Genomic DNA, 18549 nt, shown 5'->3' on the forward strand with positions numbered 1-18549 from the left:
GAACAGTAGGGCTTATCCAGCCATTTCTTAGAAATCGGAAGACAGTCTTTATGCAAAATCATTGTATGCCTTTTATTTGTATGTACCGGCCCTCCCGGACCGTCGGATCGTAATTCAATTCGATGCTTTTAATAGTACCGTAAGGGTACCAGCCTTTATCCAGCAGCTTCACACGGGAACCAATCCTCACCTGGCTGGAGTCGTTCAGCAAACTGAGTTTTTCAATGTCACTGCAACACAGCTCCATTTGGACCGTGAAAGTCTTATTCATCGGCGGGTTTACCCGGGGATCGTCGATCTGATGGAATTGGTCCCAAAGGTTACCCAGGAACATTTCATCAAACACCAGCGGCCAGTTCCAGAGGGTGGAATATTCCTTAAAACAAACGGGGTCGCAGGTGTCACTGCGACCAATGGCATCCGGGTGTTCCTGCGGATAGCTTTTATTCTCAAGGTTGTAGATGCGGTTGGTTTGCGGGAAATTATTCGGCCAGCCGTAGGGGCCAACCACCCGCGCATCGCGGTAGCTTTCGCCATTCCACAACAGGAGCTTCGGCATCATCACCTTGTCATCTTTCACCAGGAGCACGCCATTCTTAAGCTCGCGGAACGTGTCGCGGAAGTTATGCGTGATCAGCTCCAGCAGGTTACCGGTGAGGTCGATCATGGATTTGGCTGCATCCTCTATATAATCGCTGGCCACACCATCAAAGCGGAAGCGCGCCGGCGCGAAATTGATAATCTTCGACATTTCCCCCTCGAGAATAGGGTTCAGCGGGTTGTTGAACTCAACGAACGTGTTGAACCGCGCCATGGCGTCGTTGCCCACGGTGTCGGTGGCATCCGGGCTGTAGCCCGCACGCGCATAAGCGGGTTTCTTTTCTCCGTTCCATTCATAACATATCGGCGCCACCAGCTTATGGCGGTCAGGGCCGGTAAAATCGAACACTACTGACTGATCGAACTGGTCCTTTCGTTTGAAGATGAGCGTTTGTCCCTTGATCTCCCATTTGGCATTGAACACGGGCCGCAGCTGGTTCAGGAACAGGTCCAGCGTCAGCAGTGGATCGTTAGAAGGTATCCAGTATTGGTCGGCGTTGTCTTTGCGGAAGCCCTTTTCCAGCTCCGCCTGGTACCAGGTAAGGTTGTAGTACGGGCTGGCAGGGTCGAAAAATATAGGAACCGTTTCTTTGCTGTACTGAATCTTGCAGCGATCGCAAACGTTGGCGATATAATCGCGGATCAGCGGGGCGGGCATTTCCCGGCCGCACCCTGAGGCGTTGAGGTACATTTTGCGTATGGCTTCGGTCACCGGCCCCCACCCTGTCATATCCTTCAGCTGGTCTCGCAGCTTCTTCAGCTTGCGCACTACAACCGAGACGATTGTAATGATGGCTAGAACCACCGGCACCAAGGTTACGCTCAGTATATACATGGGCAGCGCGATCATGCTGATGCAGGAAAACAGCAGTCCAAGGAAGAAGGCAGGCCTAAACTCGTCACAGTAAGCGAAACGAGGGTGTTTTTTCCCGGCATTTAGCGGGTTCTCCCCTGCCGGGAACCAGCCCTGCCAGTTATCCGTGATCAAGGTCTTTTGAATGCAGGTATAAGGGCTGTCGGCCTGCTTCAGCGTAACCTCCACCTCGCAGTGGCCATCCTCACAGTAGCGCAGACCATCGTTTTTTATCAGGAAGCTGGAAAATTTGCCGCAACCGTGATCCTCAAGGATGGCTTCCACCGCGTTCAGCGGCGCGGCCACGTGATCATTCAGCCATTCTTTGATGAAATCGGCGGCGGCGCCGTAAAATGGTATCTGCGAGGAAATGCCTGCCTGCACGTTGGTGCCTCCGTCATCGGTGTTGTTCTCTACCCAGGAAAGCCGGATCTTGTCCAGGTCGCTGTTGGCGGTGAAGTCCTTCCAGGTGGTCTGCGACACGGTGCCGGGGTATGTTTTCAGCTGGAGCGGTCCCGGGCCGTCGTAAAAGATAGGCGCGTTGTTAACGTCGTAGATCTGGAAATGCCGGAGATAGATGCGCAGCGCCATTATAACCGTTTAAGATTGTCTTGAAATTTAATTTCATCTTGATAGGATGCGATAAAACCGCGCCTGTCCATGGACCATGTGCTGGTGGGACGGGAAAGAAACGCTTCTTTGAGTTCACGAACCTCTTTTTGCAACGCGCGGTAATCCGCCGAGCTTCCCTGATTGATAACCACAACCGGGGTGGTGATCGGCATCGGCATGAGGGCTTTAGGGCGATTCAGCATTGCCTGCGTTTCCGCCGTGATCCTGGCTGCGTCGATACGGGAGATATATTTCCCTTCATTCATGGCTTTCAGCTCTTCCTTGTGCTTCGCAGTGGCCTCTGCCGTCATGACGGATTCCCCACGGGAAAGGCGCGCCGGGATAGAATCGCTTTTTGGACCGCCTGGCCCCCGCACGTCAATTACACCATCCCGGAAGCCGGGAGTGGATTCTTGGGTAAGGGATTTAACTACAGCGAAGCCCGCGCCAAGTGCAGCAATAACGGCAATAACGCGGGCTGCCGCTGAGTATCCATCGCCAACTGCAGCAGCATTCGCGACTGCTAGCAATGATGCGGAAGCTGTTTGTATAGCATTTAGGGCTGTTTGCTGGCGAGCAAACTTCTCCCGCTCCTGGTTGAGTTTTTGCAGGCGTTCTTCCTCTTCCTGCAAGATCTTAGCGTTGCCGCGGTCGGCGATAGCCTGCGCACGCTCCACCCTGCGTTCCTGCGCAGCGATTTGCCGGGCCACTGCCTGTTCCTCTGCAGCTGCGATGCTCTGCGCAGCCTGGATGCCGGCGTTCATCAGCTCGCCGAACAACTGGATGCGCTGACGGATGTTTTCGCTTTGTTTGTCCTTGGCGGTTTTGGTATCAGTGGCTCCCGCCTGTGCCGCTTCGCCCTTCAGCTGGGCGATCTGGGTTTGCAATTCTGCGATCCTGCGTTCGAGGGCATCGATGTCTTCTTCGGACAAGCCCCACTCCTGCGCCGCGGTAAGTCGTCGCTGGAAAATACGCAGCTCGTCCTCAGCCTCGCGGATATTCAGCGAACGCCGGTTGGCCACACCCTGCCGCTGTATTTTATCAAGGCCTTCCTGGTACTTTTCATAGGAAAGTTTCCCACCGACGTACAAGGCAGAAAGGGTTTGCAGCTCGTCAGCCATGCGTTCGGCCTCCTCAGCCTGTTCCTGCGTAAAGAAGGTCTTACCGAAGCTTAGGGCTTCGTCGAAAAGAGAAAAGGAAAGATCCTGCCTTTGTCGGGCGAGCTTAAGCCCAAGGGCTTCAAACAGGCTGGTATATATGCGCTCAATTACTTCAGCATTGCTGCGGGCGTCCACCTCAGAAATCAGACCTGTTGACCGTCGGTCCTCATTTTCCTGCAGAAGGGTCCTTTTGGCCCTTTGCAGCGCCTCAGCCTGTTTGCTGGCCTCTAGGTCCATCAACGCGGATTGGCGGTCAAAATCGTCTCGGATAAGCTGTGTACGCTGTTCTGAATCGGAAATGATGAGGCTGTTAAGCTCATCGTCTATTTTCTGGCGGGCGTCCATCCGCTTTTTGTTGAAGGTTTCCAGCTCCTTTTCCAGCTCTGCGTCCCCGATCGCACCGACCAGGGCCCGGAGGTTGTCCCGCTGGCCAGCGGTGAGCTTTTTATCCTTAAAAAGGCGTTCGAGCTCTGCGTTTCCTTTTTCTACCTCTGCGGCGATCTTTGCCCGAATGGTATCGTCCGACTGGAAGGTTTCAGCGGTAAGGTCAGCGAGGCGTGCGCGGAGTTCAAGTAGCTTTTGCTGGTAAACGTTTTCGGGAGCTTCTTTCCCCTTTTTTTGCAACTCAGTAAAGAAATCAAAGCCATATTTCTTTGCAAGTTCCGCTGCCTTTCTGTTCAGGTCTTTCGCTATACCCTCCATTAAATCCAACTCTTCCGTTATTTCGGCTTCCTGTTCTGCCTTCCTTCTCTGACCCTGTGCAGCCCGGAAGCTCGCGGAAGCTTGCTGGGTTTGTTGCTGTAAACTGGGGTTAAATCCAGGGGACGGTGTCCCTCCCGATGGCAGTAGTAATTTATCGCCTGCAGTTACAAACTCCGATTCCTGCTTTCGACGTAGCATTTCCCGTTCAAATGCTTTTTTTGCGGCATCCTCCAGTGCACTGTTTGCGGCGGCTTTTAAAAGAGTGAATTTTATATATGCATCCGCATTTTTGGCCAGCTGCTGCTCGGCTTCATCGAGGGTTTTCACTGCTCCAGTAGTCTTACCGATAGTTTCGTTGTATTCCTTTACTACTTTTTCTTTGTCGAGAATACCTTCTTTGGCAAGCTGAATGTCGTTCTTAAGTTTCCCGACAGCGGCGGAAGCCTTTTCGAATTCTTTACTACCTCCCTTCATGGCGGCATTCAGCGCCTTCTGGGCTTTCTCTGCTTGGGTGAGCGAGCCGAACAGCTCCTCGATCGCATTGCCCAGGCTACCATACTTCATGATCAGGAAGGTGAGCAAGGATGTAACAGTGGAGATCCCGAACGCGATGCCCGCCGGCCCGATTAGGCTGGCAGCCACCAACTTCAAAGACGCTGCAGTGCTACCCGTCTGTTTGTTCAGGGAAGCCCATGCATCTGTCGCCTGTGTAATATTGTTTACATAACCGATTGGCCCGAAGGGAGCATCCCGGGCGATGTTGCTCAGCGCAGTAGTGAAAGGTACAGGGTTACCGCCGCCAGCGCCCTGCAACCGTGTAGCACGCCCCATGCGTTGCTCAAGGTCCGCAATCTGGCGGTTATAATTTTGGATTGCCTGCGGGCTGGTAGCCGCTTCCCTGGCCTTCTTCAAAACATTCAGCTGCGCAGTCATGGACCCAATAATGCCTTGCTCACGCTCCAGCACCTTATGCAGCTCTTTGTTGTTGATGATCTGCTCCTGGATTTGGCCATTGAGCGCCTGTACTGCCTTCTGGTTGGCATTGATCTTCTGCATGATCTGCTCACGCTTCTGGATCTCGGTAGTGGCCGACTTCGCGAACTCCGCGGAAAGTTGTTTGATCTCCTTCTCCAGGCGGTCTACCTCGGCGATCTGTGTGGTAATGAGGGCCGTGGCCTTATTAACCGGTGAGGAATCAATGTCGTAGGTGATGCGGTGAATTATGTCGAGAATATCTTCAGCCATCGTAGTAGTTTGTGCGGGTGAGCTCCTCTTAAGGCGGGAAGAAAGGCCTACTACGATGTTTTTAAGGCGGTCGCCCGCCTACGCCACGAAATTACGGAATTTGGGAATATACTATCTTTGCCTTTCACCAAAACATTGGAATGATATGAATTATTTACTCTTTTCCACCGCGAATGGCCCCCAATTGGTAAATATGGACCTGGTTACGAGAATTACCGAAAACAACATTACAGGAGGAGCTACTCTTTTATTACCGGGCGCCGAAATCGCAGTAGGGCATACATTAAAAGACATTCAGGAAATGATGAAAAAGGCTTAGTCTCATTAAAGATACGCCCGGGGAATCCGGGCTTATCCTTTTCCTGTTACAGTCTTCATCTGCTTCTCATACCACTCCTGGTACCGCCGGTGTTGATCCCGCCGGTACATATACTCAAACCAGCTGCAATTTAGCAGGTAATCCGCCTTTTCGAAATCTCCCTGCGCCATCACTAAGGCCTGCTGGCTGTAGCCCGTGTACAGCTCATCAACCTGCAGGTTCACCGCTGTGGTGTCAGGGCCTCCAGCGCCAACCTTCTTTTCGTCAAATAATCCTGGGAATTGGCCGCGGGCGATGCGCTGTATGTTTCGATACTTGCGATCCCCCGCGCCATAAAAAAAGAGTACGCCGCCGGGTCCTCCTTTACCAAGCTCAGCTTATGTTCTGTCCAGTGTGGCTCCATCTTATTCGGGTCCTCACCCTCCAGGAAGAAAAAGATCACCGCCATGCGCAGCGCTGCGTCTTCATCCACCGGGTACTTGCGCCGGTACTTCAGGTTGTTAATCCAAACCGCCACCTCGGCCAGTTTGTTGGCGTTTACTGCCCTTTCCATCTCCTCGAGGATCTTATCCTGCAGCTCCGGCGTAATGCCGCAGGCGGCGTAAATATTGCCCGCGGTGGCGGCAACATAACGGGACTGATGGTAGGCGGTGTCTTCTACGGGTTCGTAAAAGATTGGGCCCTGGTAGCCGGCCGGCAGCGGGTTTGGGTACGCTGGGCGGAAGGCCGGGTTATTGGCGAAATTCATTCTTCATTATTTAAGTGTCGGAAATACTGTTTATGGGCGAATTTTTGGAAATAACGCTGGAAATAATACCGGCTGCCGTCGAAATAATCCATCTTGTACAGCTCACGGTCTTTTAACAGGTGATGCGGCTTGTTCGGGTCTACCGTGGCTATTTCACAATCATTCACCAGGTTCGGGCATTCTTGGCCGTTGATATACAGGTTGGGGTAATTTTGGAACATCGTGTTCATCAACAGGCGGCTGTTCTCGTGGGTCAGGTTGCTTTTATTTGGTTGTACCTGCTTCCTGCTGAGACCCAGGTAGCCCGCAATAAGCGAGTAAGCCGAATCATGCCTGCTTTCATACGCAACATCCCCTTTATTTCCGCTACTGTCCCCGGTTACGAATAACGGGCTGAACGGGAAGAAACTTTTAATCTGCAAGCATAGCTCGCGAAGCTGCAAATTGCCTCCAAATTCCTTTATTCCATGGATGAAAGAGGAAGGTAAGCCCATCGTCGGGGAATGCTGCCAAGCCGAACAGGTCAAGGGCTCCCGGTTAAAATCCCATGCCAGGTATACCGGCATTGATGTTATGATGGGTAAATGCTTCCGGACATGTTTGGCTCCTTCAAAGGCATAAAGCCATTGTGTAACGTTATCCACAATGAACTGTGCCAGGTATTCCTGAGCGAACACCAGGGCCGGCAGTGTCCGACGAGCTGCTTCGATCTCCTGTTTATCGATCACAGGGTTTACAGATGTCGGCATCTGCCAGGACTTCCACTCGTCTGGAAATTTCTCGTGATAGGTAAACAGCTCGTAAAAGAAGTTTTTCCCTTTGGGAGTGGACATAAACCAGGCGTCGCCTCGATAATCTGTCAGCAGCGGCCGGATTACCTCCTGCCATGCGGCTTTCAAGTACAAAATCATGGCTGCCTCGTCGATGATCACGCGTTTATATTTACGGCCACGTACCCCGTCGATCTTGTCGAGCGACCAGAAATCGATCGTTCCGCCGGTAATCAGCTCCAGCCTGTGCTCTACTTCGGATTTGTGCCGAGTAACGGGCCGGCTTGTAGCTACCACCGAGCGCCACACCTCCTGTAGCATTTTATAGGTTGGTGCAAAATAAGCCACAGGATAACCTGCAAGGGCGCCATTATCGTCACGGTCCGGTTCCAGCAATAAATCCTCTGCCAGCACCGTCTTCCCGGTACGGCGCCCGCAGCAAACGACGTTGAAGCGTTTGGCTTCATCCTTCATTTGTTGCTGGTGCGGCAGGAGACTGCCCAGCTGTAGGGTTATTTCTGTTTGCACGTACGATTGTAATTTTTACCTCTGTTATATGATCCGGCACATCGTCTTTTGATTTTGTCGGGGTAATCCCCTCCAGCTTGATGATTTCTTTATCAACCTGCAGCTGGGACCTTAGACCCGCCGGCGTGCCTTTATATTCCGGTTTCAAGGTGCGCTTTAGGTGCTTCAGCTCCACGATTTTTAGAAGGCGCCGTTCTTCGATGCTGTTGGCTTCGTGCGCCGTCCAGCGCTTTCGCGCTTCTGCCAGCATACGCTCCGCCTGCCGGATAGATGTGCACCACCCCTGGCTCAGAACCTGCTGTATAATCAGGCTGCTTTGCACGCCTTCCACGATCCATCCTTGGACAGCGAAGATCCTACGCTCATATTCCACTTTCCCGGTTTTCGGCATTAGACAGATGGTATCATGCGTTTTATTACGGCAATATGCCGTTTGAGCTCATTCACCCGGTCGCGCAAACGGATAGCTTCGGTTTCCCGCATGCGCTTCACCTCGGGGTCATCATCCTGAAGCGGGTTTGCGTAAGCCTGAAGCGCGTCAATGTTAATATCCCTTTGTTCCTCCAGGTAGCCAATAACAATCTTTTTGATTTCTTCCATGAATAAAACCTTTTCATTATTTGTCATAATCCGCTCTTTTTGAGCGGGTAAACCTATAATACCGGCGCGCAGTCTTCCTGCGTTGCGATTTCCAATGCGGGAAATTCCCGGCTTATGGCCTTGGGATCACCTTTGTAGAAAACGAGTACGTTCTGGTGTGTCTTGCCAACCTTACGGTAGTTTGCAAACTGCCGACTAACCCTGATCGGCAGGCTACCTGCGGTGTTCAGTAGAATGATCTCATTGTAATAAATCAGGCCCGCCTCCCGGAAAGCACGGATCGTCTCCCCCACAAAATCCCTGTAGGCTCCCTGTTTATCGCGTATCTCTCCCACTACAAAGCATGCAAAGCGTTTATCGTTAAGCGTAGCGGCGGTTTTACATATGATTGACCGATATATGTCACAAAATTGATCCCACGGCATATTGGAAAGGTCGGCGCCGTCGTCGCTATAATGTTCCAGGTCAAAGTAAGGCGGACAGGAAAACAGGAAATCCGAACGGTGATCATTGGGGAGGATATTTTCAATATTGGCGCTATCCCCCTGGTACCAAATTGGCAAAACAGAGAGCTCTTGTGCAGTCGCCTGTTTTCTGTTAACGGTAACTTGTTCACCACGGAGATCAATACCATGGTACTGATAACCCAATGCGCCGGCAACAATGCCCCGTACTGATCCACCGGCAAAAGGATCGAGCACGGTAGCAGCTGGCGGGCAGAACCCGGTGTAAAGCACTTCACATAACACGGGGTCGAAAACGCTGGCGCCGGAATAGTAATGAATGCCACGGCGGTCCGCTTCAGCAAGTATATCGGGCCAGCTGGGGTCTTTCCCTTGCTTTTCCCGCATTTCGTTGCGTAACGCATAGATTGCGGGCGGTTGCCCTGACGGGGAAATGATATCTATTTCCTCACGGCTCTCCTGACTATCGAACCCCAGAGCGTGCCATTTACGCTTACGGTCCTGCCAGTAACCCTGGCGAGTATCAAGCACGGAGAATGGTGGTACAATAAAACGTTCTGCCAGCGATGACCTCGCTTCCTGTTTTTGCGATTCCGCAGCAACAACGTCGAAACGGTCTGGAAACATTGAGGATATTTCCAGCCCGGGAAGCGAAAGTGTAGTCGTATCTTCAAAACCGAGTTCAAACGCGTCCAGGAAGTCCAGCATCCCGCTTTCCGTTACCGTGGCATATACTGAAGAATATTGCAGGACCAGACGCGCCGCGTCCTGCCGATCTGCGCATTCAATGAATGTCGCCGGGAGCAGGTCAGGTACAACGGTCCCCTCCTCACCTATCTCGCGCAGCACACCCGCCCGATGAAAGCCATCCAGGCAATAAAGCACCCCTTCCGGGGATTGCCAGACATAAAAAGGTTGAGAAAATTCATTACTGATAAGGGATTGGCGTAATTTTTCGCGCTCCGATGGGGTCCATGCTTTGAAGTTGTCCGCCTGCAGGAACTGAAGCTTCCGCCATTCTACCGGTTCCGTCTTAATTACCCGTGATCTGATGTTCATAGCCGTCATATTCTGACACAAATATACAGAATGTATATTTGTGTATACATTTTGATACATTTCGGTATTGAAACGTTCAAGCGCACTGACTTACATGAAACACTTCACTGCTGCTCAGGGAAATTATGTATGGTCTTTCCTGGCATACACCGGGCGTAAAAAGTATAAAGTTTGAAGATATTTTCGGTTCTTTGAATTACAGGGATGAGGTTTAATGCTATATTATGCTAAAAAATTTCCGGGCTTTACGTATATAATAGAGTTTCAATACGCAAAACAATGTAATTTTACAGGAAATAAAAAAACCGCTCCGACCGTAGGAAGTTTGAAGCGGTTTTGGATAAATAAAGATCCCCAGAAAAGGCTGGGAAATACTTGCAATGGAAAGATTTAATTTTCGCAAGGTGGGTGAAATCATCCTCCTTGCCTTGGAAATTCTTGTGGCTTTGTTTGCGCTGGCCCAATATTTCCTGTAGTTTACTGGATTGGAGTGCCCCGTAAGGCACTTCTTTCTTGTTACAAAAGTAACAAAAATCTCTAGTCTTTGCCCAAAATTTGGTCATAAATTCGGATAAAATGACAGCTTAACCGACATTTCTTTGATTTCCAATCTCTTATATCTCAGTTTTTTGGTTCTACCACGGGTATTTAAGTTAGTCGCTGTTGGAGCCTTTACCGCTTCGACCCTGGCCGGCAACCGGAAGGCAACCGAAGTACCACTTTGCAGTATCACGAAGGAAACTGCTGCCAGGATGCCGGCGTCACATTGCTTACTGATGTTGGTGGCCCCGATCTCCACCAGCCGCCGCTCTATCCTGGAGACGGAGCGGTCGGCGGGTACCTCGGAAGTGAAGTTTTTAAGATTCATGCTTTCAGTCTTTTATTCGCTTCTTCGGCGGTGATATTGTAAGCGCCGATATCCCATAATAATTTCGCCGCCCGCGCTTGAGCTTCAGTATCAAAAGGGCTTTCAGATTCTCCCTGCTCGTTTCGCCAAGCCCATTTTGAAGACTTTGAACCAGAACTTGTCGGCCGGTAAGAAAAACTCCCTTCGCCAAGCATCACACCGAGTTCTGCGACCGTAAAGGCGGAATACGATTCCAGCGTGAAATTGACGAACGGTTTGGGGAATAGGCCTTCAGCGGTATAGTAATACTGGCTGTCCTGAGTTACCCCGTACTCCTTGAGACGTTTTGCCTGCTGCGGGGTGCATACTTGATCAGATAATTTCATATATTATTTTTTTCGTGTCTAACTTTTTATTAGGTCGTCTGCCAATACGATGTATGTGTTGGTTGCTGCGGCCAGCACCTGGTCGAATGTTACTTTGTTCAACAGTTTCATATTAAATTTTTATATAGTGAATGCCATGGTAATGTGCAATGAAGAGCAGCACGAGGATTGTGATGGAAAGCAGGGCGTCTACCAGAACAAAAGCCCAATGGCGGCACCGAAATCTGGAGACCATAAAGGAAAGGACAAGCAGGGCAAGGAAATAACCCCAGTTGGCCGTTGTCAGGCCCAAAAGCGCCCAAAAACTATATAGTCTCTCCCAAATAAGGGGTGCACGATGTTTTTTTATAAATGCGTTCTGCGCTTCTTTATCCGCTTCTTTCATGAGCCGGGCGCTTTTTGAAATTTCATGGAATGTGACAGGCCGCATTGCTACATGTAATTCGTGGAATATGGCCACGACCATGAACAGGTAAAAGACTTCTTTAAAAATTGGACTCATTTTTTGATCAGTTTATTGAGTTCAGTTAATACTTTTCTGTAGTTCTTTGCCGTAAAGCGGATCACCCGCCAGCCGAGCTCTTGCGCGGCATTGTACTTCTCTGTGTCCTTCGTATACCCCACCAGGGTGGTGTGCCCTGATTTTTCGCTGTTGAGCCCTTCGTATTCAACGCCGATCTTGTACGCCGGCACTGCGAAGTCAAACCGCCATTTCCTCACCGGGTGGAAGCGGTGCTCGCGCGTCACCTCAATGTTCTCCAGGTGCGCCCACCAGACCAGCTGCCCCCACATCCAGCGGACCTGTTTGCAGTCCTCCCTGGGAACCGTGCTGCTTTTTTTCGGCTTCTCTCCTTTCAGCTCCTCGATCAAGGGTTTGTTCAGGCGGGCACACGCTGTTTTTTCCAGCTGAGGAACCGTGAAACGGGCTTTCTTCATCAGAATGGCAGTTCTTCGTCAGGTTCAGTAGTATCGAGGGTGTTCTCTGCCGGTAGTGGAACCGGCCGCGCGAATTTGGCTTCCGCTTCCTTCCGCGGGATGAAGCGGTTTTCCGCCATGGCAATATCCATCCCCGAGGGGATGTCGGTAAACAGCTGCAGGGCCAGGTTTGCCTTCAAGGCGATATCGTCCAGCTCACCGTTACGGTGTTTGCGCATGATCACCTCCGCGTTACCCTGGAGCTCGGGATCTATTTCGTGCCCTGCCTTCTGATAGTCGCTGCGGCTCAGAAACATCACGATATCGGCATCCTGTTCGATGGCGCCGGATTCCCGCAGGTCACTGAGCTGGGGACGGCCGTCTTTCCGCTTTTCGACCTCGCGGCTCAGTTGCGAAAGCGCAATCACGGGTACCTTAAGGGATTTTGCCAGGCCTTTAAGCTCGCGGGAAATCCTGCTTATCTCCTGCTCCCGGTTTGAGTTCCGACCTTCCACCAACCCGCTCATCAGCTGCAGGTAATCGATGATGATCAGGCCCACCCCGTGCCGTTCTACCATCCGTCGGGCCTTAGCCCGCAGCTCGTAAATATTCAGCGCGCCGGTATCGTCGATGTAGATTGGCGCCATTGCGATAGAGTGAACACAGCGGCGGTGCAACTGCTGTAGATCTTCCTGGCTCATCTTACCGCGCCGGATCTTGTGCAGCTCAATTGCGCTTTCGGCGGAGACAAGCCGCTGCGTTACCTGTCCCTTGCTCATTTCCAGGGAGAAAATTCCCACCCCGGTAGGTTTCCGTTCATTGGTGGCGGCGTTGCGCGCCAGGTTGAGGGCGAAGGCGGTTTTGCCCATTGAAGGCCGCGCCGCGATGATAATCAGGTCTTCCGGCTGCCAGCCACCGGTGATACTATCCAGGGCCTTAAACCCGCTGGGCACGCCGGTGATGTCCTCCCTTTTCTGCATTCTGCGTTCCAGCTCCGCTGTTTCGTTGCGATAGAGATCGTCGATCTTAGAAAAATCGTTCTTCAGGTGGCCCGAGGATATGGAGAAAAGGCCTGTTTCCGCCTGATCCAGCAGGTCAAACACGTCGGTGGTGTCTTCGTATGCCCGGGAGATAATTTCACCGGAAATACGGATCAATTCGCGCGCAATGAATTTTTGCTGGATGATACGGGCATGCGCTTCAATGTTGGCGGATGAAACCACATTGTTCGACAGCCGGGTAACTGCGAAAGGTCCGCCGACCAGTTCGAGCTCACCCGCCTGCTTGAGATCCTGCACGACGGTGAGAATATCCACGGGCTGGTTTTTCTCGTTTACCCGGTGCATGGCGGTGTAAATCCGCTGGTGTGCATCGTAGTAGAAAAACTCAGGCTTCATAAACCCGCCAACGAGGTCAAAGGCGCCTTTTTCCAGCATCACAGCCCCCAGCACGGCCTCTTCGAGATCCTTCTCCTGCGGAGGCACCTTGCCGTACACCATGGTGCTGACGTCATTCCTCCTGTCGGCGCCGCGTCCGTGCTTCCTGTTCCTGTCGCCGTTTCCTGTATTCGTCGTTTTCTTCACCTGGTGCTGCATTGTTCGTGGTTTTGCTGTTGTTGAAATCATTGTCGACCCAGTTCCGTACCGCGGCCTGCCAGTCCTTCATCGGGTTTTTACCCACACGCCACCCATTCGAGGAGTAGTGGTTGTAGAATCTTTCTGCCTGGCGAGCGATACGCTCAGCGGTCCAATCACCGGTTTTTAGGCTGGAGAAGTACAGTGTAACCTCGGGTTCTGAAGGAGGCAAAAAGGCAATTCGTGGTTTTACCGTTTTCTTGGGTTTTGCATTGCCGCCACTCTGCGGTTGCGCGGTAGGGGGATTTTCCCCCTCTATAATTTCTTCTGAATATGAACTTGAACTTGAATAGCTTTTTTTGGGTTTTATTTTTTGTAACCCAAAAAAACCCAACCCTTTTGGCTCGTTTTCGTCAAGTAATTCATTTACAGTCTTTTTAGGTCTGCCACCTCGCTGACCATTCGTGCGCTGTTTTTCACGGAACTGCTCATGTTTTTCCCACTCCTTGAGCAATCTTTTGTGTTGGAGCCGTCCGTCCACACTGACGAAGCAGGCACGAAGGCGATCTTTGCTCTTTGTCCAGGCCTTGCCCAATCGCGAGAGCACTGCGAGCTGGTCGTCATCGTCGGGAAGCCCGCCCTCTTTCCAGCAGAGGGCAATCAGGCGTATATAGGCGCCTTCCTCCGCCGGCGTCATCAGGATGACCTCGGGGGCGGAAAGCCAATCATTTGGATAGAATTTAAAAAATGGTTTCTCCATTAAAACAACTCCTTCTGCGGTGAATCTTTCGTTTCTCTCTCTTCCTTCACCAGCCTGTCCAGCTGGCGTTCGTAATATTTGGCCTTATCTAAATCGGCGCTCGTTTTGAAAGTGAAATACCGGCGCTGGTGATGCCGTACCTTCTCAGCCAGGTCGAGCAGGCGGTAAAATCGTTTCTGCAGGTAAGTTGCGTCCATGATCTAACAGTTTTCGATTTCCCTGATTCTTTGGGCCAGAGTGTTGACCACTTCCTTAATCTTGCGCTTCCCTTGTTTCTGGATAAGGGCCTCCATGCGTTTTATTGCATCTGTCCTGTCTTCCCCGTACACATACCGGGCACCCGTAAGACCGTCAGAAATGGCCCAGGTACGTTGGGGCTCCCCGTCTTCGAAATAGTCGTCCGTTTGGTGAAGCCAGAACTCGAACTCGCCGAATCCCGGAAAGGATATCTTTTCAGCCATAGCTGTGAACTTCGTTATTATATCGGGCCGGCGAAGTGTTACAGGTTCCATTGTCAGATTTTAAAAAGGTTCAACATTCGGTCCACCATGTTCATTTCCATGGTATCGGTGGCGCCGGTGATCGTGTTGGCGACGTGGCGCTTCTCCTGGATCATTTCATATAGATCCTCGTCAATGGTATCACCGCCGAGGAAATACGTGCACATCACGTTGTTCGATTGGCCTATTCGGTGGGCGCGGTCTTCGCACTGAACGCAGTCGGCGTATGTCCACGGATATTCCACGAAGGCGACGCGGCTGGAGGCTGTAAGTGTAATGCCCACGCCGGCGGCTTTGATATTGCAGATGATCAGCTGACAGCGCGGATCGTTCTGGAAAGCGTCGATGTTTCGCTGGCGGGTGTCCATATCATCCCTGCCCGTGATTGTGACTGCATCCGGGAACAGTTCCCGTAGTTCATCGACGATCGAGTGAAGGTTGCAGAACAGGATCAGCTTTTCGCCGGCATCCAGGATATCCTCGGTAAATTCCTTTACCTCCCGTAGCTTGCCGCGGGCGGAAATCTGTTTGAGCACTCCCATCTTCACCATGATCTCCCCGCGCAACTTCTTGGCTACCTCGGCATCGTCGCACCCGTTTTCCTTAAGGAACTTGGTGAACTCGTTTTTGGCACGGTTATACTCGTCCCTGGTGGTGATATCGCAGATGAACGTTTGGCGTTGCTTTTCGGGCAGGTCTTTGGCAACGTCTTTTTTTTCACGGCGGAAGAAGCAGTGCTGGTTCAGCAGGAAGTTCAGCTCACGCAAGTTGTTGGCCCCGCTCCCGCCTTCGCAGTACCGGTTAAGAAACTCCTTTTTGCCGCCGAATGTGCCGGCGTGGCCCATGATCGCCAGCTGAGGGAACAGGTCCACCGGCTTGTTCACCACCGGTGTACCGCTGAGCAGGATGACGTTCTCCTTTTTGTGGCAGATGCGCAGCGCCAGCTTACTCTGGACGGTCCCCGGGTTCTTGCATCGCTGGCTTTCATCGATGATCACCGTCTTGAACAGGTCGATGGTCTTTTTCATGATGATCTCCGAGCTGTGCATAGCGCCTTTGGCCTGCTTGCCCTTCTTTTCCGGCATGTATTCTACGAAGAACTTTTTCAGGCTCTCGTAATTGACGATAAAAACATCCACCATTCCCACGTTCCAGTACTGCGGCCAGGTGTTGCGGATCTTGTCGTTGAGGATCATCGCCCTTTTGTTGCTGAACTTCGCCCATTCGCGCTGCCAGTTCACCTTCGTGGAAGACGGGCAGACAACCAGGCAAGGGAACGCGGCCTGCTTCAGTGCGTGCTCAATACCCACCACCGTGCCGATGCTCTGGAGGGTTTTGCCAAGCCCCTGTTCATCGCCGATGATCAGCCGCCGCAGCTCCATGCCGCGGGCTATGCCCTGCCCCTGGTAAGGGCGGAGTTCCGCTTTCAATGGTAGATCGGTCGTAAGCTCGGGCATCGGCGCAACCTCCCCGAAAGATTCCGGCGCCAGGTGCTCGGGTTTGGAAATTACCGCGCGGTGCGTGTGCTGCAGTTCGTAGACGGCGGCCTTGGCGTAGGCCGGCACCCGCCAGATCTTTTTTGTAGGCAGCCAGGTGCGGCCAGGCAGGGCCTTAACTGCTTCGGTGTTCCGCTTGAAATACTGGTTGTATTCAAAGCGGATGTGAAATTCGGTATCGTGCTCAATGATCTGCATCTGTTTTTTGTCGGCTAGTTTCTTTGAATGAACAGGTGAGAATACCGAAAAGCTTTCGCTTCTCTAACGAGGTGAACTGCCCAGCCAACAACATTTTCCCGCTGGACGAGCTGATGTTTACGGATTCGAAAATCTGCCGTGCCAGGGTGGTGCTGTTAAAAGAAAGGCCAACCTTTGCGTCTTTGCCGCGTAGCACGAAACCGCGCTCAACTTCCTTGGTCGAAAGCTTTTCGACGTACCAGTTTTCCTTTTCCTTTTGATCCTGATGCAGAACAACGGCGCAGCCTGGAGACAAAGAAAGCAACTCACACGCTGCCTCGTTGAAAGAAAACACGCCAGACGTTGTGTTCATGCCAATGGCGGGGTGTTTTACCCGTGTGGCCGTGTTGGTTGAATTAAATTCTTTCAATTCCATATTTCTATTTTTTAGGTGACGATTTCTTTTTAGCCGGCGTCGTAACAGGCTGAAGCGCCTTTAACTGCTTTTTAAGTTCATCGATTCGAGAATTCACTTTCGCCTCACGTTTGGTTGCCACCTCACCTTGCTCTTCGTCATATAGTTGAACCAGCGCCGGCATAAAATCGATCGCAATGGCACGCATAGCTGCCGCTCGCCCGATTTTGTACGGGTTGTCGTTGTCTTTGACAAGCTTATCCATCAGGCTACGGCGAATAAGTGAATGAACGATTCCTTTGAGTTCAGCAGAATTGACGCCAGACAACTTTTTATAAAGCGGCATATTGTCCCAATCGTAACGGTTGAATTTCAGCTTTTTAGCGATCCACTCGCCAGTGGTGTGATCAGCAGTTACATAAAGAAGGATCCCAAGCGCGATGTATTCGTTGTCTAACAGCACATTTTTACCATCATAGAAGCCGGGATGGATTTTCAACTCACCAACCAGGCGCTTGTGAACCTTCTCAGCATCCAGCTCCTGGTTGCGCTTTTCACGTTCTTTCAGTCGGGCAATTTCGGCTTCTATATCTCCAGTCGTGACGGAATCACCACTGGCAACGGCTGCCTGGGCCGCTTTCTGCTCCGCATTTTGACGCAGCGTTACGTAGATGTATTGGCCGGCCCCGGCCCCTTCTACCACGAAGGCCTTTTTAAATTTGCCGGATTCAATTCTCTTCTGAAACTGCTTGAGCTCCTTCACGTGCTGTATCCAGAGCTCATCGAATTCCTGGAGAATATCGCTCTCGGTCTTTTCGCCGGCGGCGAGTTCGTCCTCATACTTGTCCCGAAGTTCCTGTACAACCGGCGGCTCAGGTTGCTCTTCGTCGTCAAAATCTTTTGAAGCCAGGACAAAATATCCCTCATCAATGAGCTTCTTCGCCCGGCCCTGTAGATGATAGTTATTGCTCACAAGAAGGACCGTAGGATCTTCCGTTGCTGCCTGCAGCTCCCGCGAAAGATGAGCATGGCATTTTGCTTCAAAACACTTCACATTTGCGCAACGTGGATCTTTGGCCTCATCAGGAAAGAGCAGAGAAACCGAACTATTGTAATGGCAATTACCGCAGGCGGTCACACCGGAAACGAGACTTTCATCCTGGAGATCAAAAGGTGCAGACTTTAAAGAGCCGCGGAAGTTTCGGATCCCCCAATCGTCAATGTCGACCAATTCACCAGGCTCCAGGTCTTCCGTTTCAACGGATTCGAAAAGAGAATCCTGTGCATCAGGAGACAGCTGGCAAATGGATACTGCGGCTTTAATGGAAATATGACCAGTGAAGAATGTCTTCTGCCAGCACTCGGTGAGATCATTCAGTCGTAGACGTTGGCGAACGTAGAAAATGCTCTTTCCTACCCGGGCGGCGATCTCCTGTATATCCAACTGTTTATGGTCGAGAAGGGATTTGAAAGCCACGGCCTCTTCCATGGGATGAACATCCTTACGCTGTAGGTTTTCGACGATTTGGAGCTCCAACGCCTGTTCGTCGGTAAGTTCCCGGATCACCGCGGGGATCGTATTACGGTCTTTGATAGCAGCCATTACAGCATATGCCGCTTTATAGCGCCGTTCGCCGCAAACCAGGATATAACCGTCCTTGCCGGCAGGACGGACCAGGATAGGCTGCAAAATGCCCTTGGTCCGTACAGAATCAGTAAGCTCCTGCAACGCCGATTCATCAAAGAATTTACGGGGCTGATTAGGATCAGCCTGTATACTTTTAATTTCGATGTGTTTGAAATCGTCCATTGTGAAAAA

The 18549-nt window shown here is 51.6% G+C and carries 20 protein-coding genes; 1 reads left to right on the forward strand and 19 read right to left on the reverse strand.

Annotated features, from left to right (window positions below):
• Window positions 1–58: 58 nt before the first annotated feature.
• Entirely contained in the window at window positions 59–2044 is a 1986-nt protein-coding gene (locus R3I13_RS11975; protein ID WP_346318191.1) for a hypothetical protein, read from the reverse strand.
• Complete coding sequence (locus tag R3I13_RS11980) at window positions 2044–5172, reverse strand: hypothetical protein (protein WP_346318192.1); 3129 nt, start codon at window positions 5170–5172, stop codon at window positions 2044–2046. Before R3I13_RS11980 ends, R3I13_RS11975 begins: the two co-directional genes overlap by 1 nt.
• A gap of 145 nt (window positions 5173–5317) precedes the next feature.
• Here R3I13_RS11980 and R3I13_RS11985 point away from each other — a divergent pair, with 145 nt between their 5' ends.
• On the forward strand, window positions 5318–5491 hold the full coding sequence (locus tag R3I13_RS11985) for a hypothetical protein (RefSeq protein ID WP_346318193.1): 174 nt from the start codon (window positions 5318–5320) through the stop codon (window positions 5489–5491).
• A gap of 32 nt (window positions 5492–5523) precedes the next feature.
• On the opposite strand, the gene R3I13_RS11990 is transcribed toward R3I13_RS11985, so the two are convergent.
• The 17 genes from R3I13_RS11990 to R3I13_RS12070 all read right to left on the reverse strand — a co-directional run bounded on the left by R3I13_RS11990 (window position 5524) and on the right by R3I13_RS12070 (window position 18540).
• Window positions 5524–5715: a hypothetical protein gene (locus tag R3I13_RS11990; RefSeq protein ID WP_346318194.1), complete on the reverse strand. Its 192-nt coding sequence runs from the start codon at window positions 5713–5715 to the stop codon at window positions 5524–5526.
• Entirely contained in the window at window positions 5712–6239 is a 528-nt protein-coding gene (locus R3I13_RS11995; protein WP_346318195.1) for a hypothetical protein, read from the reverse strand. The genes R3I13_RS11990 and R3I13_RS11995 overlap by 4 nt, the downstream gene beginning before the upstream one ends.
• On the reverse strand, window positions 6236–7537 hold the full coding sequence (locus R3I13_RS12000) for a hypothetical protein (RefSeq protein ID WP_346318196.1): 1302 nt from the start codon (window positions 7535–7537) through the stop codon (window positions 6236–6238). Before R3I13_RS12000 ends, R3I13_RS11995 begins: the two co-directional genes overlap by 4 nt.
• Window positions 7473–7928, reverse strand: a complete 456-nt coding sequence (locus R3I13_RS12005; protein WP_346318197.1) for a hypothetical protein — start codon at window positions 7926–7928, stop codon at window positions 7473–7475. The genes R3I13_RS12000 and R3I13_RS12005 overlap by 65 nt, the downstream gene beginning before the upstream one ends.
• The gene (locus R3I13_RS12010) at window positions 7928–8164 is read right to left on the reverse strand and encodes a hypothetical protein (protein WP_346318198.1); all 237 of its coding nucleotides are present in this window, start codon (window positions 8162–8164) and stop codon (window positions 7928–7930) included. Before R3I13_RS12010 ends, R3I13_RS12005 begins: the two co-directional genes overlap by 1 nt.
• A gap of 26 nt (window positions 8165–8190) precedes the next feature.
• On the reverse strand, window positions 8191–9660 hold the full coding sequence (locus R3I13_RS12015; protein ID WP_346318199.1) for a hypothetical protein: 1470 nt from the start codon (window positions 9658–9660) through the stop codon (window positions 8191–8193).
• Window positions 9661–10219: 559 nt separating this feature from the next.
• On the reverse strand, window positions 10220–10528 hold the full coding sequence (locus R3I13_RS12020) for a hypothetical protein (protein ID WP_346318200.1): 309 nt from the start codon (window positions 10526–10528) through the stop codon (window positions 10220–10222).
• A complete protein-coding gene (locus tag R3I13_RS12025; protein ID WP_346318201.1) occupies window positions 10525–10893 on the reverse strand; it encodes a hypothetical protein in 369 nt (122 codons plus the stop codon). Before R3I13_RS12025 ends, R3I13_RS12020 begins: the two co-directional genes overlap by 4 nt.
• 112 nt (window positions 10894–11005) lie before the next feature.
• Window positions 11006–11395 (reverse strand): hypothetical protein, encoded by a 390-nt coding sequence (locus R3I13_RS12030; protein WP_346318202.1) that lies wholly within the window; start codon window positions 11393–11395, stop codon window positions 11006–11008.
• Entirely contained in the window at window positions 11392–11829 is a 438-nt protein-coding gene (locus R3I13_RS12035) for a DUF559 domain-containing protein (protein ID WP_346318203.1), read from the reverse strand. Before R3I13_RS12035 ends, R3I13_RS12030 begins: the two co-directional genes overlap by 4 nt.
• Complete coding sequence (dnaB, locus tag R3I13_RS12040) at window positions 11829–13403, reverse strand: replicative DNA helicase (protein WP_346318204.1); 1575 nt, start codon at window positions 13401–13403, stop codon at window positions 11829–11831. The genes R3I13_RS12035 and dnaB overlap by 1 nt, the downstream gene beginning before the upstream one ends.
• On the reverse strand, window positions 13318–14142 hold the full coding sequence (locus tag R3I13_RS12045) for a DUF1376 domain-containing protein (RefSeq protein WP_346318205.1): 825 nt from the start codon (window positions 14140–14142) through the stop codon (window positions 13318–13320). Before R3I13_RS12045 ends, dnaB begins: the two co-directional genes overlap by 86 nt.
• Window positions 14142–14339 (reverse strand): hypothetical protein, encoded by a 198-nt coding sequence (locus R3I13_RS12050; protein ID WP_346318206.1) that lies wholly within the window; start codon window positions 14337–14339, stop codon window positions 14142–14144. The genes R3I13_RS12045 and R3I13_RS12050 overlap by 1 nt, the downstream gene beginning before the upstream one ends.
• A gap of 3 nt (window positions 14340–14342) precedes the next feature.
• Window positions 14343–14654 (reverse strand): hypothetical protein, encoded by a 312-nt coding sequence (locus tag R3I13_RS12055; RefSeq protein WP_346318207.1) that lies wholly within the window; start codon window positions 14652–14654, stop codon window positions 14343–14345.
• A gap of 2 nt (window positions 14655–14656) precedes the next feature.
• The gene (locus R3I13_RS12060) at window positions 14657–16336 is read right to left on the reverse strand and encodes a DEAD/DEAH box helicase (RefSeq protein WP_346318208.1); all 1680 of its coding nucleotides are present in this window, start codon (window positions 16334–16336) and stop codon (window positions 14657–14659) included.
• On the reverse strand, window positions 16323–16751 hold the full coding sequence (locus R3I13_RS12065; RefSeq protein ID WP_346318209.1) for a hypothetical protein: 429 nt from the start codon (window positions 16749–16751) through the stop codon (window positions 16323–16325). Before R3I13_RS12065 ends, R3I13_RS12060 begins: the two co-directional genes overlap by 14 nt.
• A 4-nt stretch (window positions 16752–16755) precedes the next feature.
• Entirely contained in the window at window positions 16756–18540 is a 1785-nt protein-coding gene (locus R3I13_RS12070) for a ParB/RepB/Spo0J family partition protein (protein WP_346318210.1), read from the reverse strand.
• Window positions 18541–18549: the final 9 nt, after the last annotated feature.

The sequence above is a fragment of the Chitinophaga sp. YIM B06452 genome (genome assembly GCF_039655965.1).
In the GTDB taxonomy this organism is placed as follows: domain Bacteria; phylum Bacteroidota; class Bacteroidia; order Chitinophagales; family Chitinophagaceae; genus Chitinophaga.